Raw genomic sequence first — 21682 nt, 5'->3', positions numbered from 1 at the left:
CATAGCACATATTTATTAATTGGGGCATTCAATTATCAGAGAATAACTCTTTGATGCACCTCGTCGTAAGATTACAATTATAGTATATACCCAATACGGAAGGAGAAATCCCCTATGAAACGCGAATTCTCACTAGAGAATACTCGTAATATTGGGATCATGGCTCATATTGATGCTGGTAAAACAACAACAACTGAGCGTATCCTTTATTACACTGGTAAGATTCATAAAATCGGTGAAACTCACGAAGGTGCTTCTCAAATGGACTGGATGGAGCAAGAGCAAGAACGTGGTATTACAATCACTTCTGCTGCAACAACAGCTCAATGGAAAGGTAACCGTGTTAATATCATCGACACACCAGGACACGTAGACTTCACAGTTGAAGTTGAACGTTCTTTACGTGTACTTGATGGTGCAGTAACAGTACTTGATGCTCAATCAGGTGTTGAGCCACAAACTGAAACTGTATGGCGTCAAGCTACAACTTATGGAGTTCCACGTATTGTATTCGTTAATAAAATGGATAAAATCGGTGCGGACTTCTTATATTCTGTTGGTACATTACATGACCGTTTACAAGCAAATGCTCACCCAATTCAACTTCCAATCGGTGCTGAAGATCAATTCGAAGCAATCATTGACTTAGTTGAAATGAAAGCTATTTTCTATACTAACGATCTTGGTACTGATATTACTGAAGGGGAAATCCCAGAAGAATATAAAGCTCAAGCTGAAGAATACCGTGAAAAGTTAGTTGAAGCGGTTGCTGAACTTGATGAAGAACTTATGGAAAAATACTTCGCTGGCGAAGAAATTACAATTCCAGAGTTAAAAGCTGCTATTCGTAAAGCAACTTTATCAGTACAGTTCTACCCAGTTATCTGTGGTACTGCATTCAAAAACAAAGGTGTACAATTAATGCTTGATGCTGTAATTGACTATCTACCAGCACCAACTGATGTAGAAGCAATTAAAGGTATTAATGATGATGGTGAAGAAATTGAAAAGCATGCTAGCGATGAAGAACCATTTGCTGCACTTGCATTCAAAGTTATGACTGACCCTTATGTTGGTAAATTAACATTCTTCCGTGTGTACTCTGGTATTTTAGAATCAGGTTCATACGTACAAAACTCAACAAAAGGTAAACGTGAACGTGTAGGTCGTATCCTTCAAATGCACGCAAACTCTCGTGAAGAAATTTCTAAAGTATTCGCTGGTGATATTGCTGCTGCTGTAGGTCTTAAAGATACTACAACTGGTGACACTCTATGTGACGAGAAAGACCATGTTATTTTAGAGTCTATGGAATTCCCAGAACCAGTTATCTCTTTATCTGTTGAGCCAAAATCAAAAGCTGACCAAGACAAAATGGGACAAGCTTTACAAAAACTTCAAGAAGAAGATCCAACATTCCGTGCACATACAGACCAAGAAACTGGTCAAACAATCATCTCAGGTATGGGTGAACTTCACCTTGACATCTTAGTTGACCGTATGAAACGTGAATTTAAAGTTGAATGTAACGTAGGTGCTCCTCAAGTATCTTACCGTGAAACATTCCGTGGTTCTGCACAAGTTCAAGGTAAATTCACACGCCAATCTGGTGGTCGTGGTCAATATGGTGATGTATGGATTGAATTCGCACCTAACGAAGAAGGTAAAGGTTTCGAATTCGAAAACGCAATCGTTGGTGGGGTTGTACCTCGTGAATACATTCCTGCAGTTGAAGCGGGTCTTCGTGACTCACTTGACCGTGGTGTAATTGCTGGTTACCCATTAATCGACATTAAAGCTAAATTATATGATGGTTCTTACCATGATGTCGATTCAAACGAAATGGCATTCAAAATTGCCGCTTCTATGGCTCTTAAAGCTGCCGCTTCTAAATGTAATCCAGTTCTTTTAGAACCTGTGATGAAAGTAGAAGTTGTAATTCCTGAAGAATATCTTGGTGATATCATGGGTAACATCACTTCTCGTCGTGGACGTGTAGAAGGTATGGAAGCTCGCGGTAACGCTCAAGTTGTTCGTGCAATGGTTCCACTTGCTGAAATGTTCGGATATGCAACTACATTACGTTCTGCAACTCAAGGTCGTGGTGTGTTCTCAATGGTATTCGATCACTATGAAGAAGTACCAAAATCAATTTCTGAAGATATTATCAAAAAAAATAAAGGTGAATAATAATTGATATTTCACCTTATTTAAAGTATAAATAATTTGTAAGCTTATGATTGTCTGGTAGGAAAGAGATTTCCTGCCAACGGTTATAAACATAAAAAAATAAACTATTGATTATAGGAGGCTTTCTCTAATGGCTAAAGAAAAATTTGACCGTTCAAAAACGCATGCTAACATTGGTACAATCGGACACGTTGACCATGGTAAAACTACATTAACTGCTGCTATCGCTACAGTTCTTTCTAAAAAAATGGGTGGAGAAGCTAAATCATACGCTGATATCGATAACGCTCCAGAAGAAAAAGAACGTGGTATCACAATCAACACTTCTCACGTAGAATATGAAACTGAAACTCGTCACTATGCACACGTTGACTGCCCAGGACATGCTGACTATGTTAAAAACATGATCACTGGTGCTGCTCAAATGGACGGCGGTATCTTAGTAGTATCTGCTGCTGACGGCCCAATGCCACAAACTCGTGAACACATTCTTTTATCTCGTCAAGTAGGTGTTCCTTACTTAGTAGTATTCATGAACAAATGTGATATGGTTGACGATGAAGAATTATTAGAATTAGTAGAAATGGAAATCCGTGACCTACTATCTGAATATGACTTCCCAGGTGATGATCTTCCAGTAATTAAAGGTTCTGCTCTTAAAGCTCTTGAAGGTGAAGCAGAATGGGAAGAAAAAATCGTTGAATTAATGAACGCTGTTGACGAATACATCCCAACTCCAGAACGTCAAACTGACAAACCATTCATGATGCCAGTAGAGGACGTATTCTCTATTACTGGTCGTGGTACTGTTGCTACTGGTCGTGTTGACCGTGGTCAAGTTAAAGTTGGTGACGTTGTAGAAATCGTTGGTCTAGCTGAAGAAGCAAAATCAACTACTGTAACTGGTGTTGAAATGTTCCGTAAATTATTAGACTATGCTGAAGCTGGTGACAACATCGGTGCTTTACTTCGTGGTGTAGCTCGTGAAGATATCCAACGTGGACAAGTATTAGCTAAACCAGGTTCAATCACTCCACACACTACTTTTAAAGCAGAAGTTTACGTTTTATCAAAAGAAGAAGGTGGACGTCACACTCCTTTCTTCTCTAACTACCGTCCTCAGTTCTACTTCCGTACAACTGACGTAACTGGTGTTATTAACTTACCAGAAGGCGTTGAAATGGTAATGCCTGGTGACAACATCGAAATGCACGTAGAATTAATTTCTCCAATCGCTCTTGAAGAAGGTACAAAATTCTCTATCCGTGAGGGTGGACGTACTGTAGGCGCTGGCGTAGTTGCTACTATTCAAAAATAATTTTGGCGAAAGCTAAATCTTTTAAACCAATTCGGGGGACGCTCCGAATTGGTTTTTTTTATTTACCTTTTCCTTATTGTTTTATTACTATATGTTGCTGAACATATTTTATTTAATGTAATTTAGTCGAATGAATTTTACATTTTAAATTGTTCTATACATAATAGACCGCTACTTTTAAGCGATTGGAATTAGATGTTACAATTATTGTGGCGGAGGTGTTTGTTTTGAAATTTTAAAATTTTACTTATTGAAGATGATCAATCAATTTTTGAAATGACTCAAGAGCGTTTTAAGGCGTGGTCTTTAGAAGTTGTAAGACCGCTTGACTTTCAAAATGTGATGGATTATTTTCTGAGTGAAAAGTTTCAACTTGTAATTATTGATATTCAGCTTCCAGCATACGATGGCTTTCATTGGTGTAGAGAAATACGGGCAGGTTCTAAAGTCCCCATTATCTTCTTATCTTCGAGACCATCCAATGGATATGGTGATGGCTATGCAATTGGGAGCTGATGACTTTATTCAAAAGCCTTTTCATATGGATGTACTTTTAGCTAAAATCCAAGCATTATTACGACGAACATATGATTTACAAAGAGGTGCAAACTGATTTTGTGCGTTGGAATGATGCAACAATTGATTATGCAAAGGGAACAATCCAAAATGATGATCAAGTTTGTGAACTGACAAAAAATGAATTATTTATACTGCTTATTCTATTGCAGCGAATGGACCAAATCGTTTCAAGAGATGAGCTTATGCGAGAATTGTGGGATGATGAGAGATTCGTAAATGATAATAGACTTTCTGTTAATATTAATAGATTACGTATAAAGCTTGAGGGAATAGGACTAATCGATGTAATTATTACGAAAAAAGGACTTGGCTATATGGCAATTACTTCAAAGAGGTGAATAATTGTTTACACTCTTTCTTAGAGAACGGTACCCCTGGATTTTATTCTTTTTCGTATTGTTGGTTAGTATGAATTTCCTGTTTTACTTGGACACTGGTTTTTCCGGGGTTTCAATTGTTTATTTTAATATAGTAACTTTTTCTATGGTCTCTCTTTTTCTCGTCGTGTGTTATACCATTGAGACTAGACTAGTAAAGCATTACCTGGGAAATATCTCGGAAATAAATAAATTATTATCGTCAGAAAGTATAACATTCACACCTTATCAACAAAAATATACTGTGGCACTCATACAATAATTGAAACTTTGAATTACAATTAAATAATTATCCAACTTAGAAGAAATCAATCAACACAAGAATACTACAATTATGACGATGAGAGAATACAACGTTTAAGTATATTTCATATGCAATGGGTGGAGTAGGAATATTATTAATTATTTATGGATATTATCAAATCTACATGCCTGTTTGATGTTGAGAAAAGTAAATTTGATAATCTATATTTACACATTATTGTAATCTTAGCATCAACAATATTAGGTATATTCTTATTCTTTCGTTATTCAGTGGCACTCCTCATGAATATCATTCGTGCAAGAAAAAATGGTCATCTGAATGTAAAGGATGTATTAGGGGTTACGCCGATTATGTATCGGATGAAAGGAAATGCCAAATCACTAACATTAATCACGATATTAACAGGGTTATCTGTAGGAATTACAAGTTTATCTTATATTGGCTATTACTCATCTGAAGAAAGTGCAAGACAAGCTTCACCGTATGATTTTATTTTATTAAATAATCAAGGATTGGAATTTTTAGATCAATTGCGGTTGGAGGGAATTGAGTCTGATCAGGATTCGTTTCGTATCTCAGAAGTAACGTTTAATATTAAAGATTTAGTAGAAGATTCGTTAAAGGATAGTCCTCTGTTTAGTCATGGAGTGACATCATTGGTTATTCCTATAAGTGATTTCATATAGTAGAACCAAATGTAGAACTAAAAGAAGGAGAGGCATTTTTAACTAGCTATGCAAATTTTTTTGCTGAACTCTTACTTCTTCAAAAGGAAAAAGATATTGTCATTAAAGCAGGCGATTTAGAGATACCGTTATTTATAAAAGATATTAGAGGAGATTATTTATTATCCAATAAAATAACGTATGGTAATCCTGTTTTTGTTGTATCAGATGACTTGTTTGAAAAGATTAATAAAGAGGAGAAAAAGACAGCGATATGGCGTTCACAAATCGGTATAAATGTTACTGAACAAAGTGACTTACATCGTGCGGAGCAAATATATTAGAAACTGACACCTGAGAGAACAGTGTATGGGCAAAAATTCGAAAACGGACATCAAGATAGTTGGATTCAACAGTCATATGAAGAACTCAGAAAAGAACAGATTGCAACAATTGGAACAACAGTATTTATAACTTCATTCCTCGGATTAGCATTTTTATTAACAACATGGCTTTACTTTAAACAGATGGCTGAGGCGGAGGATGAAAGAGAGTCTTACATGATTTTGCGAAAGATTGGATTTTCTACTTCACACTTGATGAGTGGAATATATGCAAAACAGGCTTTTAACTTTGGGGTTCCATTAATAATAGGTTTGTTTCATAGTTACTTTGCTGTAAAATCTGGTTGATTTTTATTTGGCACAGAACTGGTAACACCACTAGTTGTTACTATGTTAGTATATGTTGTTTTATATACTATATTTGCAATACTATCTACCCAGTATTATAAGAAAGTTATAAACAGTTCGCTATGAACAAAATGAAGTCGCTAACTATAGTAGTTGGTGACTTTTAACATTGACATTCTAATCATCATTGTTTACACTTTAGCACGTTAGCAAAATAGTAAGGGGAAGTAGGATTTTAGATGAATGCAGTAATAGTTGCTGTTGTTATTATGCTTGTTCTAAGTGTGTTAAGAGTAAATGTTGTATTTTCATTAGCGATTGGTGCCTTGGCAGGTGGTATAACTGCAGGGATGACACTAGATGAAACAATGACCTCATTCGTTAATGGTCTTGGTGATGGAGCAGAAGTTGCACTAAGCTATGGGATGTTAGGTGGTTTAGCAATTGCTATATCAAAAACAGGTATGTCAGAATTGCTAGTCTCAAGCGTTTTAAATTTAGTGAAACGCGAAGGAGATTCTCAAAAATCAAGTTTAGCAAAAGCATTAGTATTTTTCGTTATTTTACTAATGTCCATTTTTTCGCAGAACTTAATTCCGATTCATATTGCATTTATACCATTACTTATTCCACCAATTATTAAAATACTAAACTTAATGCAAATTGATCGTCGGTTAATTGCTTGTATTTTGGCATTTGGTTTAATTACTCCGTATATGAGCTTACCGTTCGGGTTTGGTCTAGTATATCAAGGAATTGTTGCGGACCAAATCACGGCTGCTGGATTAGCGATTACAAAATCAGATGTATATGGCCCAATGCTGATTCCAGCAATAGGAATGTTCGTTGGTCTGATTGTAGCATTTTTTGTTTTCCGAAAACCTCGAACATATGAAAATATTGTTGTAGATACGGAACTAAAAGTAACAATAGAAAAGAAAAATATATTCTTTACTATAATAGCGTTAATCGCAACTGTAATAGTACAAATACCAGCAATCGTACCATTAGAGTCAGGAGCAATGTTTTTAGGTGCTTTAGCTGGGGTTATCATTTTATATGTTACTGGGGCATTAAAATGGAGCGAAGCCGATCAAGTTTTAACAGATGGTATGCGGTTAATGGCGTTTATCGGATTAGTAATGATTGCTTCTAGTGGCTTTGCTCAAGTTGTAAGAGACACAGGTCATGTAGAGTCACTAGTGAATGGAGCGACTCTTATATTAGGAGATAATAAAGGTCTGGCTGTACTGATTATGCTGCTAATTGGTCTTATTATCGATATGGGAATTGGGTCGTCATTTGCAACAATACCGATTATTGCAGCTATATTTGTACCTATTTCTGTAGAGTTTGGTCTAAGCCCTGCAGCGATTATTACTTTGATAGGTACAGCGGGTGCACTAGGGGACGCAGGTTCTCCAGCTTCAGACTCAACATTGGGACCCACGGCCGGTTTAAATGTGGATGGACAACATGATCATATACGAGATACATGTATCCCTACATTCTTTATCTTTAACATACCTTTAATGATCTTCGGATGGGTAGCGGTTATGTTCTTCTCATAAAAACTTTTACACAGAAGAAACTGTATGACAATTCAAAATGATTGTACAGTTTCTTCTATTATATAGAAGGAAAATATTATCAGTAATAAGTTTTATTAAACTGTTGAAATCGACAAGTATTTTATATATACTAGTTTATGCGTTCAAAAGAGTGCGTTAAGAAGATATCGAAATATAAACCTAACAATTTAAAAGAATTTAGCAAAAAGACTTGCTTATTCTTTTTTTATTGTATATAATGTTGAATGTTGGTCTTTGACTGCGATGAAGCGGGAGGTTGCCGACACACCCGGCCGCTTTGCCATGGCGCGTGTGTGGGAAATTTCCGTGGAGAATGTCTAGAAAATAGGCGAAAAAAGGAGGGAAAATAATGGCAAAACAAAAGATTCGTATCCGTTTAAAAGCGTATGATCACAGAGTTTTAGATCAATCTGCTGAGAAAATTGTGGAAACTGCAAAACGTTCAGGTGCTAGTGTATCAGGTCCGATTCCGTTACCAACTGAGAAGTCTGTGTACACAATTCTTCGTGCGGTTCACAAGTACAAAGATTCTCGTGAACAATTCGAAATGCGTACGCATAAACGTTTAATCGACATCATTAACCCAACACCACAAACTGTTGACGCGTTAATGAAACTTGATTTACCATCTGGCGTTGATATTGAAATCAAACTTTAATGGTAAAAACAAATAGAAACTTTTTAATAACCATAGGAGGTGTGACAAAATGACTAAAGGAATCTTAGGTAGAAAAATTGGTATGACACAAGTTTTCGCTGAGAATGGCGATTTAATCCCAGTAACAGTAATCGAAGCTACACCAAACGTAGTACTTCAAAAGAAAACTGTTGAAACTGATGGTTACGAAGCGATCCAAGTTGGTTTTGAAGATAAGCGTGTAAAACTTTCTAACAAACCTCAACAAGGTCACGTAGCAAAAGCGAATACTGCTCCTAAGCGCTTCATTCGTGAATTCCGCAATGTAAACGTGGAAGAGTACGAAGTTGGTCAGGAAGTCAAAGTAGAAATTTTCGCAGAAGGCGATGTAATTGATGTAACAGGTGTTACTAAAGGTAAAGGTTTCCAAGGTGTAATTAAACGCCATGGCCAATCTCGTGGACCTATGGCCCACGGTTCTCGTTACCACCGTCGTCCTGGTTCAATGGGGCCTGTTGCTCCGAACCGCGTATTCAAGCAAAAGAAATTACCTGGTCAAATGGGTGGAAATGTAGTTACTATCCAAAACTTAGAAATCGTAAAAGTTGATGCAGATCGTAACTTACTACTTGTTAAAGGTAATGTTCCTGGTTCTAAAAAAGCTCTAGTAGTTGTTAAAACTGCTGTGAAATCTAAATAATTTCCCAAAGAAAGGAGGAAACAGGAATGACAAAGGTATCTGTACTTAGTCAAACAGGTGCTTCAGTTGGTGAAATCGAATTAAACGATACAATCTTCGGAATCGAGCCAAACGAAGCAGTATTATTCGACGCAGTAATTGCACAACGTGCTTCTCTACGTCAAGGTAATCACAAAGTTAAAAACCGCTCAGAAGTTGCTGGTGGTGGTCGTAAACCATGGCGTCAAAAAGGAACTGGTCGTGCACGTCAAGGTTCTATCCGCTCTCCACAATGGCGCGGTGGTGGTATCGTATTCGGACCAACTCCACGCAGCTATAGCTATAAATTACCTAAGAAAGTTCGTCGCTTAGCTCTTAAATCAGCTTTATCAGCGAAAGTTGGAGAACAAAACTTAGTAGTTCTTGATGCTTTAACATTAGCAGCACCAAAAACTAAAGAGTTTAAAGCAATCTTAGGAAACTTAAATATCAATAAAAAAGCATTATTCGTTACAGCTGATTTAGATGAAAACGTAGCATTATCTGCACGTAACATCCCTGGTGTAACTGTTTTAACAGCAACAGGAATCAACGTTCTTGATCTATTAGGTCACGACAAAGTTGTATTCACAAAAGCTGCAGTAGAAAAAGTTGAGGAGGTGCTTGGATAATGGAAGCACGTGATGTCATTAAACGTCCGGTCATTACTGAGCGTTCTTCAGAACTTTTGGCTGACAAAAAATACACTTTCGAAGTTGATGTTCGCGCGAACAAAACTCAAGTAAAAGACGCTGTTGAAGAAATTTTTGATGTAAAAGTTGAAAAAGTTAACATCATGAACTACAAAGCTAAATTTAAACGTGTTGGTAAATTCGGCGGATACACAAACAAACGTCGTAAAGCAATCGTTAAATTATCAGCTGACAGCAAAGAAATCGAAATTTTCGACATTTAATTTCCGAAAAGGAAATTTTTGATTGAAAGAAATAAGAAGGAGGGAAAACACAATGGCGATTAAAAAGTATAAACCAACATCAAATGGCCGTCGTAACATGACGTCATCTGACTTTGCGGAAATTACTGCTACTAAGCCTGAGAAATCATTGCTTGAGCCTAAAAAACGCAAAGCTGGTCGTAATAACCAAGGTAAAATTACTGTTCGTCATAATGGTGGTGGTCATAAGCGTCAATACCGTGTCATCGACTTTAAACGTCTGAAAGATGGCATTCCAGGACGCGTTGCTACTATCGAATATGATCCAAACCGCTCTGCAAACATTGCATTAATCAACTATGCTGACGGTGAAAAACGTTACATCTTAGCTCCAAAAGGATTAGAAGTAGGTCAAACGATTGTATCTGGTCCTGATGCAGATATTAAAGTAGGTAACGCATTACCATTAGCAAACATCCCAATGGGTACAACAATTCACAATATTGAATTAAAACCTGGAAAAGGCGGACAATTAGTACGTTCAGCTGGTACTTCTGCACAAGTACTTGGTCGTGAAGGTAAATATGTAATCGTTCGTTTACAATCTGGTGAAGTTCGTTTAGTATTAGCTACTTGCCGTGCAACTATCGGTCAAGTTGGTAATGAACAACACGAACTTATTCACATCGGTAAAGCGGGTCGTACACGTTGGTTAGGTAAACGTCCAACTGTTCGTGGATCTGTAATGAACCCTAATGATCACCCACACGGTGGTGGTGAAGGTCGTTCTCCAATCGGACGTAAATCTCCAATGACACCATGGGGCAAACCAGCTCTTGGTTACAAAACTCGTAATAAGAAAAATAGATCTAATAAGTTAATTATTCGTGGTCGTAAAAAATAAAGTGGTTAAACTACGGTTCGCTTGGTGGACCGTGGTGGAATCACGGAGGGAGGTTCCTAAATGGGTCGCAGCTTGAAAAAAGGACCTTTTGTTGATGATCACTTATTAAAGAAAGTTGATGCACAACAAAGTTCTGAGAAAAAACAGGTTATTAAAACTTGGTCTCGCCGTTCTACTATCTTCCCAAGCTTCATCGGATTAACAATCGCTGTTTATGATGGACGTAAACATGTTCCTGTATATGTTACAGAAGATATGGTAGGTCACAAATTAGGCGAATTCGCACCAACTCGTGCTTACAAAGGTCATGGTGCAGATGATAAAAAAACAAGACGCTAATTTTGAGAGGAGGTAAATCTTAATGACACAAGCTAAAGCTATCGCTCGCACAGTGCGAATTGCTCCTCGTAAAGTACGTTTAGTAGTTGACTTAATTAGAGGAAAGCAAATTGGTGAAGCAGTTGCAATTTTACGTCATACTCCAAAAGCGGCGTCTCCAGTCGTTGAAAAAGTATTAAAATCTGCAGTTGCTAACGCTGAGCACAACTATGAATTAGATGTAAACAACTTAGTTGTTTCTGAAATATTTGTTGACGAAGGTCCAACATTAAAACGTTTCCGTCCACGTGCGCAAGGACGTGCAAGCGCAATTAACAAACGCACAAGCCACATTACTGTAGTGGTATCTGAAAAGAAGGAGGGTTAATCCGTGGGTCAAAAAGTACATCCAATAGGACTACGAGTTGGTATTATTCGTGACTGGGAGTCAAAATGGTACGCTGAGAAAGACTATGCGACTTTACTTCATGAAGATATCAAAATCCGTAAATATATCGAAACTACTTTAAAAGACGCTTCTGTTTCTAAAGTAGAAATTGAACGCGCTGCAAACCGCGTTAACGTTACAATTCACACTGCGAAACCAGGAATGGTAATCGGTAAAGGCGGTACTGAAGTTGAAAACTTACGTAAACACCTTAGCGATTTAACTGGTAAACGTGTTCACATTAATATCGTTGAAATTAAAAAGGCTGATCTAGACGCTCGTTTAGTAGCTGAAAACATCGCTCGTCAACTTGAGAACCGCGTATCATTCCGTCGTGCTCAAAAACAAGCAATCCAACGCACAATTCGTGCTGGTGCAAAAGGAATTAAAACACAAGTTTCTGGTCGTTTAGGTGGAGCAGATATCGCTCGTGCTGAACACTATAGTGAAGGTACGGTTCCACTTCATACTCTTCGCGCTGACATTGACTATGCTCACGCTGAAGCTGACACTACTTATGGTAAATTAGGTGTTAAAGTATGGATCTATCGTGGTGAAGTCCTTCCAACGAAAAAGAACTCTGTGGAAGGAGGCAAATAATAATGTTATTACCAAAACGCGTAAAATATCGTCGTGAACACCGTGGTAACATGCGTGGTGAAGCGAAAGGCGGTAAAGAAGTAACATTTGGTGAATGGGGCTTACAAGCTCAAACAGCTAGCTGGATTACTAACCGTCAAATCGAATCTGCTCGTATTGCAATGACACGTTACATGAAACGTGGCGGTAAAGTTTGGATTAAAATTTTCCCACATAAGCCTTATACTAAAAAGCCTCTAGAGGTACGTATGGGTTCTGGTAAAGGATCTCCAGAAGGATGGGTAGCAGTAGTAAAACCAGGAAAAGTAATGTTTGAAATTGCTGGTGTATCTGAAGAGGTTGCTCGTGAAGCACTTCGTTTAGCAGCACACAAACTTCCTGTTAAATGTAAAGTTGTTAAACGTCAAGAAACTGGTGGTGAATCTAATGAAAGCTAATGAAATCCGTGACCTTGCCACTTCTGAAATTGAATTAAAAGTGAAATCACTGAAAGAAGAGCTTTTCAACCTTCGCTTCCAATTGGCGACTGGTCAATTAGAAAACACAGCTCGCATTCGTGAAGTTCGTAAAGCGATTGCGCGTATGAAAACTGTGATTCGCGAAAGAGAAATCAGTGCAAAATAAAACTGATAAAGGAGGTTTTTAAGCATGACTGAGCGTAATCAACGTAAAGTTTACACTGGGCGTGTAGTTTCAGATAAGATGGACAAAACAGTTACTGTTCTTGTTGAAACTTATAAGAAACATAAATTATACGGTAAACGCGTTAAGTACTCTAAAAAATTCAAAGCTCATGATGAGTTAAACGAAGCGAAAATCGGTGATATCGTGCGTATCATGGAAACTCGCCCGCTGTCAGCTACAAAACGTTTCCGCGTAGTGGAAGTTGTAGAAAAAGCGGTTATTATCTAATAAATAATATTTCGGAAAACATAATTCCGAAGGGAGGTAACCTAAGTGATCCAACAAGAAAGTCGTATGAAAGTTGCTGACAACTCAGGTGCACGTGAAGTATTAACAATCAAAGTACTTGGTGGTTCTGGACGTAAGACTGCAAACATCGGCGATATCGTCGTTGCAACAGTTAAGAAAGCAACACCAGGGGGCGTTGTCAAGAAAGGTGACGTTGTAAAGGCTGTTGTAGTTCGCACAAAATCTGGTGTTCGTCGTAAAGACGGTACTTATATTAAATTTGACGAGAACGCTTGCGTAATCATTAAAGATGATAAGTCACCACGTGGAACTCGTATTTTTGGACCTGTTGCTCGTGAATTACGTGACAGTAACTTCATGAAAATCGTTTCTCTAGCTCCAGAAGTTCTTTAATTTCATGATAGTACCAATCAAGGAGGTGCGACACATAATGCATGTAAAAAAGGGCGACAAAGTTAAAGTTATCACTGGTAAAGATAAAGGTAAAGAAGGCGTAGTATTAGCTGCTTTCCCTAAAAAGGACCGTGTTTTAGTTGAAGGTGTAAACATCGTTAAAAAACACGTTAAACCTAACCAGTTAAACCCACAAGGTGGTATTGTAAGCCAAGAAGCCGCAATCCACGTTTCGAACGTTATGCTAATCGATCCAAAATCTGGCGAGCCGACTCGTGTAGGTTATAAAATCGAAGATGGCAAAAAAGTTCGTGTTGCAAAAAAATCAGGTGTAGTAATCGACTAATAAGTAAAATGAGAAGGGAGGTACGAACATGAGCCGCCTAAAAGAAAAATATGTAAGTGAAATTACTCCTGCTCTTGTGAGCAAGTTCGAATATAAATCTGTAATGCAAGTACCAAAAGTTGAAAAGATCGTGATCAACATGGGTGTTGGTGACGCAGTACAAAACTCTAAAGCTTTAGACGCAGCTGTTGAAGAGTTAACAATTATTACTGGTCAAAAACCGGTTGTAACTAAAGCGAAAAAATCGATCGCAGGTTTCCGTCTACGTGAAGGTATGCCTATCGGTGCAAAAGTTACATTACGCGGTGAGCGTATGTATGAATTCTTGGATAAATTAATCGCTATCGCACTTCCACGTGTACGTGACTTCCGTGGTGTTTCTAAAAAAGCATTCGACGGTCGCGGTAACTACACTTTAGGTGTTAAAGAACAATTAATTTTCCCTGAAATCGATTACGATAAAGTTTCAAAAGTACGCGGTATGGACATCGTGATCGTAACGACTGCGAATTCTGACGAAGAAGCTCGCGAGTTATTGACACAATTCGGTATGCCGTTCCAAAAGTAATTAAATAAGGAGGGCGAAAACGTGGCTAAAAAATCAATGATCGTTAAACAACAACGTAAGCAAAAGTTTAAAGTTCAAGAATATACACGTTGTGAACGCTGTGGTCGTCCACACTCTGTATATCGTAAATTTAAACTTTGCCGTATTTGTTTCCGTGAACTTGCATATAAGGGACAAATTCCTGGCGTTAAAAAAGCTAGCTGGTAATCCCCTAATTAGGGAAGGAGGTAAAATTTATGACAATGACAGATCCGATTGCAGATATGCTGACTCGCATTCGTAATGCGAACATGGTTCGTCACGAAAAGTTAGAAGTACCTGCTTCAAACTTAAAGAAAGAAATCGCTGAAATTTTAAAGCGTGAAGGTTTCGTTCGTGATGTTGAGTATGTTGAGGATAACAAACAAGGTATTATTCGTATCTTCTTAAAATACGGAAAAGACAACGAACGTGTTATCACTGGTTTAAAACGTATTTCAAAACCTGGTCTACGTGTATATGCGAAAACTAATGAAGTACCAAAAGTATTAAATGGTCTAGGTGTCGCTTTAGTGTCAACTTCACAAGGTGTTTTAACTGATAAAGAAGCACGTGCGAAACAAGTTGGCGGAGAAATCTTAGCTTACATTTGGTAATTAGCAATAAAAGAACGGAGGTGCAACTAAATGTCTCGTGTAGGTAAAAAGCCAATCGAGGTTCCTACTAACGTTACTGTAACTGTCGCTGCTGGCAATACAGTAACTGTAAAAGGGCCTAAAGGTGAATTAACTCAATCATTCAACAATGATATTAAAATCGAACAAGAAGGAAACGTAATTACGTTATCACGTCCTTCTGATTCTAAAGAACACCGTACTATTCACGGTACGACTCGTGCGTTACTAGCGAATATGGTAACTGGTGTTTCTGAAGGGTTCTCTCGTACTCTAGAACTTGTCGGTGTAGGTTACCGTGCACAATTACAAGGTAAAAAACTTGTACTTAACGTTGGTTACTCTCACCCTGTAGAGTTTACACCTGAAGAAGGTATAGAAGTAGAAGTTCCTTCAAATACAAAAGTGATCGTAAAAGGTATTAATAAAGAACGTGTTGGTGCTTTAGCATCTAACATCCGTGACGTACGTCCTCCAGAGCCTTACAAAGGTAAAGGGATTCGTTACGAAGGCGAACATGTTCGTCGTAAAGAAGGTAAAACAGGTAAATAATGCCGCTTAAAAGCATTAGAAAGGAGTGACCTCTGTGATTACGAAACAAGATAAAAATCAAGTTCGTAAAAAACGTCATGCGCGTGTTCGTTCTAAAATTTCGGGTACTGCTGAGCGTCCACGTTTAAACGTATACCGTTCAAACAAGAACATCTATGCGCAACTTATTGACGATGTAGCGGGCGTAACAATTGTTAGTGCATCTTCTCAAGAAAAAGCTTTTGAGGGTTCAGGTAACAATGTAGAAGCTGCAACAAAGATCGGTGAAATCATCGCTAAACGCGCTGCGGAAAAAAATATTACTGCTGTTGTATTTGACCGTGGTGGTTACTTATATCATGGACGTGTAAAAGCTTTAGCTGAAGCTGCACGTGAAAACGGCTTAGAATTTTAATAAGAAGGAGGGACATACTTCATGAGTCGCATTGACGCAAACAAACTTGAACTTGAAGAACGCGTAGTAACGATTAACCGCGTTGCGAAAGTTGTTAAAGGTGGACGTCGCTTCCGCTTCACAGCATTAGTTGTTGTAGGTGACAAAAACGGTCATGTAGGTTTTGGTACTGGTAAAGCTCAAGAGGTACCAGATGCAATCCGTAAAGCTGTTGAAGACGCGAAGAAAAACTTAATCGAAGTGCCACGTGTTGGTGGAACAACTCCACACGATGTAATTGGTCGCTTTGGCGCAGGTAATATCTTAATCAAACCTGCAGCTCCTGGTACAGGAGTTATCGCTGGTGGTCCAGTACGTGCCGTACTAGAACTTGCTGGTATTACTGATATTCTTTCAAAATCTCTAGGTTCTAACACACCTATCAATATGGTTCGTGCAACAATCTCTGGTTTAAAAGAATTAAAACGTGCAGAGGACGTTGCAAAACTTCGTGGTAAATCAGTGGAAGAACTATTAGGATAAGGGGGGAATTATAATGGCAAACAAATTAGAAATCACCCTTACTAAGTCTTTGATTGGTACTAAACCACAACAACGCAAAACGATTGAAGCTTTAGGTCTACGTAAAGTTAACCAAACTGTAGAACAAGCTGATAACGAAGCTGTTCGTGGTCAAATTGTTAAAGTAGCTCACTTAGTTACTGTAAAAGAAATTTAATCTTTAAAACTTTGAACAAGGAGGTGCCACCCATATGAAACTTCATGAGTTAAAACCAGCAGAAGGATCACGTAAAGAACGTAACCGTGTTGGTCGTGGTATCGGTTCTGGTAACGGTAAAACTGCAGGTAAAGGTCATAAAGGTCAAAACGCTCGTTCTGGCGGCGGCGTTCGCCCAGGATTTGAGGGGGGTCAAAACCCACTTTTCCGTCGTTTACCTAAACGCGGCTTTACGAACATCAACCGTAAAGAATATGCTATCGTTAACCTTGATGTATTAAACCGTTTCGAAGACGGTGCTGAAGTAACACCAGCATTATTACTCGAAACTGGTATTGTGAGCAAAGAAAAAGCTGGAATTAAAGTTTTAGGTAATGGAACTTTAAACAAAAAGCTTACTGTTAAAGCTCATAAGTTCTCTGCTTCAGCAAAAGAAGCGATTGAGAACGCTGGCGGAACAACTGAGGTGATTTAATGTTTCAGACAATCTCAAACTTCATGCGCGTTCGAGATATACGAAATAAAATCATTTTCACTTTATTAATGTTGATTGTTTTCCGTATTGGATCTTTTATTCCAGTACCAAACGTTGACTCAGATGTATTAAAGGTTGCCGATCAATTTAATTTAATTGGTTTCCTTAATACATTTGGTGGTGGTGCATTGGCTAACTTCTCAATCTTTGCATTGGGAATTATGCCATACATTACTGCATCAATTATTGTTCAGCTATTACAAATGGATGTTGTACCGAAATTTGCAGAGTGGGCAAAACAAGGTGATGTTGGTCGTCGTAAACTAGCTCAGTTTACTCGCTACTTTACAATAATATTAGCTTTTATTCAGGCTTTTGCTATGTCATTTGGGTTTAACCAAATGTACGGCGGTTCGTTAATTACAGACACTAGTGTCATCTCATATTTAACGATTGCAATTGTATTAACTGCAGGTACTTCTTTCTTATTGTGGTTAGGTGAACAAATTACCGCTCATGGAGTAGGTAATGGTATTTCAATCATTATCTTTGCAGGGATTGTTGCTGCAATTCCAAATGCTGCAAATCAAATATATGCTCAACAAGTTGAGGATGCAGGGGATCAACTTTTTATTAAAATTTTGATACTTGTATTACTTGCCTTGGTGCTTTTAGCAATTGTCGTTGGTGTAATTTACGTACAACAAGCTTTGCGTAAAATTCCTATCCAATATGCTAAAAGAGTTGCAGGTCGTACGCCACAGACTGGTGGACAACAAACACATTTACCTTTAAAAGTAAATGCTGCGGGGGTTATTCCGGTAATCTTCTCTGTTGCGTTTATTGTAACACCTCAAACTTTGGCTACGTTCTTCGGTCAAAACGACATTACGTCTTTTATACAAAATACGTTTGATTATACAAAACCAGTTGGTATGTTAATCTATGTTGCTCTGATCGTTGCATTCACTTACTTCTATGCATTTATTCAAGTGAATCCTGAAAACTTAGCAGATAATTTGAAAAAACAAGGAGCATACATACCTGGCATTCGTCCGGGTAATGATACTCAAAGTTACTTAACGAAAGTTCTATACCGTTTAACATTTGTTGGTGCTATATTCTTAATTGTAATTTCGATTATGCCTATTTTGTTTATTAACTTTATGAACTTACCTGCTTCCGCGCAAATTGGTGGTACTAGTGTTATTATCGTTGTAGGTGTTGCGTTAGAAACAATGAAACAATTAGAAGCACAACTGGTTAAACGTCACTATAAAGGCTTTATGAAATAATGTTGGTTTTAGGAAACGAATGTTTCCTAACCAGCAGCTTTAAGGGGGAAACAACCGTATGAATATCGTTCTAATGGGTTTGCCTGGTGCTGGTAAAGGTACTCAAGCAGACAAAATTGTTGAGAAATACGCAATCCCTCATATTTCTACAGGCGATATGTTCCGTGCTGCTATTAAAAATGGTACAGAACTAGGTTTACAAGCTAAATCGTTTATGGATCAAGGTTCATTAGTACCTGATGAAGTAACGATTGGTATCGTTCGTGAACGACTAAGTCAAAATGACTGTGAAAAAGGTTTCTTATTAGATGGATTCCCACGCACAGTTCCTCAAGCTGAAGCTTTAGATGCAATTCTTGAAGAGCTTGGTAGAAAGATTGAGCATGTCATCAATATCCAAGTTGAAAAAGATGAACTTGTTGCACGATTAAGTGGACGCCGTATTTGTAAAGTTTGTGGCTCATCTTATCACCTTATTTTCAATCCACCTGCTGTGGAAGGTAAATGTGATAAAGATGGTGGCGAATTATATACACGTGCGGACGATAATCCTGAAACGGTTGCGAACCGTCTGGAAGTAAATATGAAACAAGCACAACCTTTACTTGATTTTTATGGAGATAAAGGTGTTCTTACAAATATAGATGGACAGCAAGATATCGCAAAAGTATTTGCTGATCTTGACGCTCTATTATTACAGGGCAGCCGCAGCTAATACCCGTCATTGGGCGATTAACAACTGCTTCCGTGGGAACATGCGGAGGCAACAACGAAACATTATTTTGAGAGTTGCAAAAGCATATTGTGCCCGGTATACACTTTTCATAAAAGTGTTAAGGGTTTCGTGGAAGCATTTGTATAACGGGTATGAACTTCTCATCCAAGACATTCCGGCTATCGTTAAGCAAATAGGAATTTTCTCTTCCTTAATCGGATCTGATCATTCCCAGGATTGTGTGAAGCGAAACCAGACGAGCGCCTTTCGAACATCTCTCATACAATCCAAGCATATGGTGATGGGGTTGCTTCTAATTGGAAGAAAACAGTTGCATGTATTCTCTAAATCATGTAACGTTGAAAATCGGGAATCTCATATAGAAGGGAGACAGAGTAGATGGCGAAAGACGATGTAATTGAAGTCGAAGGAACAGTTGTTGAGACTTTGCCAAACGCGATGTTTAAGGTAGAATTAGAAAATGGGCATACGGTGCTTGCACACGTTTCTGGAAAGATTCGTATGCATTTCATCCGAATTTTACCTGGAGATAAGGTTACAATAGAGTTATCTCCTTATGATTTAACTCGCGGTCGAATCACATACCGTTTTAAATAATCTTTTGCACTCCGGACTATTAAGGAGGTTAGGTTAGATGAAAGTGAGACCATCTGTGAAACCGATCTGCGAAAAATGTAAAGTAATTCGCCGACGCGGTAAAGTAATGGTAATCTGTGAAAATCCTAAACATAAACAAAAACAAGGATAATTAGAAGGAGGTGCACTAACGAATGGCACGTATTGCTGGTGTTGACATTCCTCGCGACAAACGCGTGGTAATTTCATTAACTTATATTTACGGAGTAGGTAAAACTACATCTCAAAAAGTATTAGCAGCTGCTGGTGTTAACGAAAACACTCGCGTTCGCGATCTTACTGAAGATGAATTAAACCAAATTCGTGAACAATTAGATAAATACAAATTAGAAGGTGACTTACGTCGTGAAATCTCATTAAACATCAAACGTTTAATGGAAATCGGTTCATTCCGTGGTATCCGTCACCGTCGTGGTTTACCAGTTCGTGGACAAAATACGAAAAACAATGCGCGTACGCGTAAAGGTCCTCGTAAAACTGTAGCGAACAAGAAAAAATAATAAGTAAAGGGGGTTCCTTCTTAACATGGCTCGTAAACAACAAACTCGTAAACGTCGTGTGAAAAAGAATATCGAATCTGGTGTTGCACACATTCGTTCTACATTTAACAATACAATCGTAACGATCACAGATATGCAAGGTAACGCGGTTTCTTGGTCTAGTGCTGGTGCGCTTGGTTTCAAAGGCTCACGTAAATCTACTCCATACGCTGCGCAAATGGCTGCTGAGGCTGCTGCAAAAGCATCCCTTGAACATGGTCTGAAGACGTTGGAAGTAACAGTTAAAGGTCCTGGTGCAGGTCGTGAAGCTGCAATTCGTGCACTTCAAGCTGCAGGTTTAGAAGTAACAGCAATTAAAGATGTTACTCCAGTTCCACATAACGGTTGCCGTCCGCCAAAACGTCGTCGTGTGTAATGGGTGCATCTCAAAGATAAATTGAGTACATCATTTTCTTGTACAAAGAGCAAATTACTTGTGCAATTTGATAAAGTCAATCATTATTGACAATATATGATGGTAAACCTATACATTCGATGTTTTGAAGGAGGGTAAATTGAATGATCGAAATTGAAAAACCAAAGATTGAAACTGTTGAGATCAGCGAAGATTCCAAATATGGCAAGTTTGTTGTAGAACCACTAGAACGTGGTTACGGAAACACTTTGGGTAATTCTTTACGTCGAATCCTTCTGTCTTCTTTACCAGGAGCTGCTGTAACATCAATCCAAATTGATGGCGTATTACATGAATTCTCAACTGTTGAAGGCGTAGTTGAAGATGTTGCTTCAATCATTTTAAATATCAAAAAACTTGCGCTTAAAATTTATGCAGATGAAGAAAAAGTAATCGAAATTGACGTTAAAGGCGATGGCATTGTAACTGCTGCGGATATTACGCATGACAGTGACGTTGAAATCCTTAATCCGGATTTATATATCGCAACAATTGCAAAAAATGGCCACTTACGTATGCGTATGTACGCTCGTCGAGGCCGCGGTTATACTCCTGCTGATCAAAACAAACGTGAGGATCTTCCTATAGGCGTGATCCCGATCGACTCTATTTACACTCCAGTTTCACGCGTTAATTTCCAAGTGGAGAACACTCGTGTTGGACAAAAATCTGATTTCGATAAGTTATCACTTGATGTATGGACAGATGGTAGTATCGGTCCTAAAGAAGCAATTTCGCTTGGAGCGAAAATTTTAACAGAGCATTTAAACATATTCGTTGGCTTAACTGATGAAGCACAAACTGCAGAAATCATGGTCGAAAAAGAAGAAG

The 21682-nt window shown here is 38.2% G+C and carries 33 protein-coding genes and 1 pseudogene; all 34 read left to right on the top strand.

All coding sequences use genetic code 11. The annotated features are described in order from the left end of the window. The first annotated feature begins 114 nt into the window (after positions 1–114). A complete protein-coding gene (gene fusA, locus JOD29_RS17165; RefSeq protein ID WP_124766163.1) occupies positions 115–2190 on the top strand; it encodes an elongation factor G in 2076 nt (691 codons plus the stop codon). A 130-nt stretch (positions 2191–2320) separates the two neighbouring features. Next, positions 2321–3508: an elongation factor Tu gene (tuf, locus tag JOD29_RS17160; protein WP_124766164.1), complete on the top strand. Its 1188-nt coding sequence runs from the start codon at positions 2321–2323 to the stop codon at positions 3506–3508. 276 nt (positions 3509–3784) lie between these two features. Then, a pseudogene (locus JOD29_RS17155) lies at positions 3785–4425 on the top strand (response regulator transcription factor). Between the two features lie 447 nt (positions 4426–4872). Continuing rightward, positions 4873–5415: a hypothetical protein gene (locus tag JOD29_RS17150; protein WP_205101726.1), complete on the top strand. Its 543-nt coding sequence runs from the start codon at positions 4873–4875 to the stop codon at positions 5413–5415. Between the two features lie 344 nt (positions 5416–5759). Beyond that, the gene (locus tag JOD29_RS17145) at positions 5760–6086 is read left to right on the top strand and encodes a hypothetical protein (RefSeq protein WP_124766166.1); all 327 of its coding nucleotides are present in this window, start codon (positions 5760–5762) and stop codon (positions 6084–6086) included. A gap of 239 nt (positions 6087–6325) precedes the next feature. Beyond that, positions 6326–7657 carry a Na+/H+ antiporter family protein gene (locus JOD29_RS17140; protein WP_124766167.1) on the top strand — a complete coding sequence of 444 codons (1332 nt, stop codon included), beginning with the start codon at positions 6326–6328 and terminating at the stop codon, positions 7655–7657. A gap of 370 nt (positions 7658–8027) precedes the next feature. After that, the gene (gene rpsJ, locus JOD29_RS17135) at positions 8028–8336 is read left to right on the top strand and encodes a 30S ribosomal protein S10 (protein WP_036172433.1); all 309 of its coding nucleotides are present in this window, start codon (positions 8028–8030) and stop codon (positions 8334–8336) included. Positions 8337–8385: 49 nt separating this feature from the next. Beyond that, on the top strand, positions 8386–9015 hold the full coding sequence (gene rplC, locus JOD29_RS17130) for a 50S ribosomal protein L3 (protein ID WP_124766168.1): 630 nt from the start codon (positions 8386–8388) through the stop codon (positions 9013–9015). Between the two features lie 26 nt (positions 9016–9041). Continuing rightward, positions 9042–9665, top strand: a complete 624-nt coding sequence (rplD, locus tag JOD29_RS17125) for a 50S ribosomal protein L4 (RefSeq protein WP_124766169.1) — start codon at positions 9042–9044, stop codon at positions 9663–9665. Further along, positions 9665–9949 carry a 50S ribosomal protein L23 gene (gene rplW, locus JOD29_RS17120; protein WP_124766170.1) on the top strand — a complete coding sequence of 95 codons (285 nt, stop codon included), beginning with the start codon at positions 9665–9667 and terminating at the stop codon, positions 9947–9949. Before rplD ends, rplW begins: the two co-directional genes overlap by 1 nt. A gap of 52 nt (positions 9950–10001) precedes the next feature. Further along, positions 10002–10832, top strand: coding sequence for a 50S ribosomal protein L2 (gene rplB, locus JOD29_RS17115; protein WP_124766171.1), 831 nt, complete (start codon positions 10002–10004; stop codon positions 10830–10832). A gap of 60 nt (positions 10833–10892) precedes the next feature. Next, positions 10893–11171 carry a 30S ribosomal protein S19 gene (rpsS, locus tag JOD29_RS17110; RefSeq protein WP_124766172.1) on the top strand — a complete coding sequence of 93 codons (279 nt, stop codon included), beginning with the start codon at positions 10893–10895 and terminating at the stop codon, positions 11169–11171. A gap of 22 nt (positions 11172–11193) precedes the next feature. After that, positions 11194–11538 (top strand): 50S ribosomal protein L22, encoded by a 345-nt coding sequence (gene rplV / locus JOD29_RS17105; RefSeq protein WP_042478638.1) that lies wholly within the window; start codon positions 11194–11196, stop codon positions 11536–11538. Between the two features lie 3 nt (positions 11539–11541). Then, positions 11542–12198, top strand: coding sequence for a 30S ribosomal protein S3 (rpsC, locus tag JOD29_RS17100; RefSeq protein WP_124766173.1), 657 nt, complete (start codon positions 11542–11544; stop codon positions 12196–12198). Between the two features lie 2 nt (positions 12199–12200). Next, positions 12201–12635 carry a 50S ribosomal protein L16 gene (gene rplP, locus JOD29_RS17095; protein ID WP_124766174.1) on the top strand — a complete coding sequence of 145 codons (435 nt, stop codon included), beginning with the start codon at positions 12201–12203 and terminating at the stop codon, positions 12633–12635. Next, positions 12625–12822 carry a 50S ribosomal protein L29 gene (gene rpmC, locus JOD29_RS17090; RefSeq protein ID WP_124766175.1) on the top strand — a complete coding sequence of 66 codons (198 nt, stop codon included), beginning with the start codon at positions 12625–12627 and terminating at the stop codon, positions 12820–12822. Before rplP ends, rpmC begins: the two co-directional genes overlap by 11 nt. 24 nt (positions 12823–12846) lie before the next feature. Further along, a complete protein-coding gene (gene rpsQ / locus JOD29_RS17085; protein ID WP_124766176.1) occupies positions 12847–13110 on the top strand; it encodes a 30S ribosomal protein S17 in 264 nt (87 codons plus the stop codon). 45 nt (positions 13111–13155) lie between these two features. Then, a complete protein-coding gene (gene rplN / locus JOD29_RS17080; protein WP_124766177.1) occupies positions 13156–13524 on the top strand; it encodes a 50S ribosomal protein L14 in 369 nt (122 codons plus the stop codon). Between the two features lie 37 nt (positions 13525–13561). Further along, positions 13562–13870 carry a 50S ribosomal protein L24 gene (gene rplX, locus JOD29_RS17075; RefSeq protein WP_124766178.1) on the top strand — a complete coding sequence of 103 codons (309 nt, stop codon included), beginning with the start codon at positions 13562–13564 and terminating at the stop codon, positions 13868–13870. A gap of 28 nt (positions 13871–13898) precedes the next feature. After that, positions 13899–14438 carry a 50S ribosomal protein L5 gene (gene rplE, locus JOD29_RS17070; protein WP_124766179.1) on the top strand — a complete coding sequence of 180 codons (540 nt, stop codon included), beginning with the start codon at positions 13899–13901 and terminating at the stop codon, positions 14436–14438. Positions 14439–14459: 21 nt separating this feature from the next. Further along, positions 14460–14645 carry a type Z 30S ribosomal protein S14 gene (locus JOD29_RS17065; protein ID WP_004233656.1) on the top strand — a complete coding sequence of 62 codons (186 nt, stop codon included), beginning with the start codon at positions 14460–14462 and terminating at the stop codon, positions 14643–14645. A gap of 29 nt (positions 14646–14674) precedes the next feature. Continuing rightward, the gene (gene rpsH, locus JOD29_RS17060) at positions 14675–15073 is read left to right on the top strand and encodes a 30S ribosomal protein S8 (protein WP_124766180.1); all 399 of its coding nucleotides are present in this window, start codon (positions 14675–14677) and stop codon (positions 15071–15073) included. A gap of 30 nt (positions 15074–15103) precedes the next feature. After that, positions 15104–15643: a 50S ribosomal protein L6 gene (rplF, locus tag JOD29_RS17055; RefSeq protein ID WP_124766181.1), complete on the top strand. Its 540-nt coding sequence runs from the start codon at positions 15104–15106 to the stop codon at positions 15641–15643. Positions 15644–15677: 34 nt separating this feature from the next. Further along, positions 15678–16037, top strand: a complete 360-nt coding sequence (gene rplR / locus JOD29_RS17050) for a 50S ribosomal protein L18 (protein ID WP_124766182.1) — start codon at positions 15678–15680, stop codon at positions 16035–16037. A gap of 21 nt (positions 16038–16058) precedes the next feature. Then, complete coding sequence (gene rpsE / locus JOD29_RS17045; protein WP_124766183.1) at positions 16059–16559, top strand: 30S ribosomal protein S5; 501 nt, start codon at positions 16059–16061, stop codon at positions 16557–16559. 13 nt (positions 16560–16572) lie between these two features. After that, positions 16573–16755 carry a 50S ribosomal protein L30 gene (gene rpmD / locus JOD29_RS17040; RefSeq protein ID WP_124766184.1) on the top strand — a complete coding sequence of 61 codons (183 nt, stop codon included), beginning with the start codon at positions 16573–16575 and terminating at the stop codon, positions 16753–16755. A 34-nt stretch (positions 16756–16789) separates the two neighbouring features. Next, a complete protein-coding gene (rplO, locus tag JOD29_RS17035) occupies positions 16790–17230 on the top strand; it encodes a 50S ribosomal protein L15 (RefSeq protein WP_124766185.1) in 441 nt (146 codons plus the stop codon). Then, the gene (gene secY / locus JOD29_RS17030) at positions 17230–18525 is read left to right on the top strand and encodes a preprotein translocase subunit SecY (RefSeq protein ID WP_124766186.1); all 1296 of its coding nucleotides are present in this window, start codon (positions 17230–17232) and stop codon (positions 18523–18525) included. The genes rplO and secY overlap by 1 nt, the downstream gene beginning before the upstream one ends. Positions 18526–18583: 58 nt before the next feature. Further along, the gene (locus tag JOD29_RS17025) at positions 18584–19240 is read left to right on the top strand and encodes an adenylate kinase (protein WP_124766187.1); all 657 of its coding nucleotides are present in this window, start codon (positions 18584–18586) and stop codon (positions 19238–19240) included. 399 nt (positions 19241–19639) lie between these two features. Then, the gene (gene infA, locus JOD29_RS17020; RefSeq protein WP_016839390.1) at positions 19640–19858 is read left to right on the top strand and encodes a translation initiation factor IF-1; all 219 of its coding nucleotides are present in this window, start codon (positions 19640–19642) and stop codon (positions 19856–19858) included. Between the two features lie 37 nt (positions 19859–19895). After that, the gene (gene rpmJ / locus JOD29_RS17015; RefSeq protein ID WP_000868344.1) at positions 19896–20009 is read left to right on the top strand and encodes a 50S ribosomal protein L36; all 114 of its coding nucleotides are present in this window, start codon (positions 19896–19898) and stop codon (positions 20007–20009) included. Positions 20010–20031: 22 nt separating this feature from the next. Further along, positions 20032–20397, top strand: a complete 366-nt coding sequence (rpsM, locus tag JOD29_RS17010) for a 30S ribosomal protein S13 (protein ID WP_124766188.1) — start codon at positions 20032–20034, stop codon at positions 20395–20397. Positions 20398–20422: 25 nt separating this feature from the next. Beyond that, a complete protein-coding gene (gene rpsK, locus JOD29_RS17005) occupies positions 20423–20812 on the top strand; it encodes a 30S ribosomal protein S11 (RefSeq protein ID WP_124766189.1) in 390 nt (129 codons plus the stop codon). 143 nt (positions 20813–20955) lie between these two features. Beyond that, on the top strand, positions 20956–21682 hold a 727-nt coding region (locus JOD29_RS17000; protein ID WP_205101725.1), incomplete at its 3' end, for a DNA-directed RNA polymerase subunit alpha.

Origin of the sequence: Lysinibacillus composti, from assembly GCF_016908465.1 — a bacterium.
Taxonomy (GTDB): Bacteria; Bacillota; Bacilli; order Bacillales_A; family Planococcaceae; genus Ureibacillus; species Ureibacillus composti_A.
Note: the sequence above shows the minus strand (reverse complement) of the source record. Positions and strands in the feature narration are given on the sequence as shown.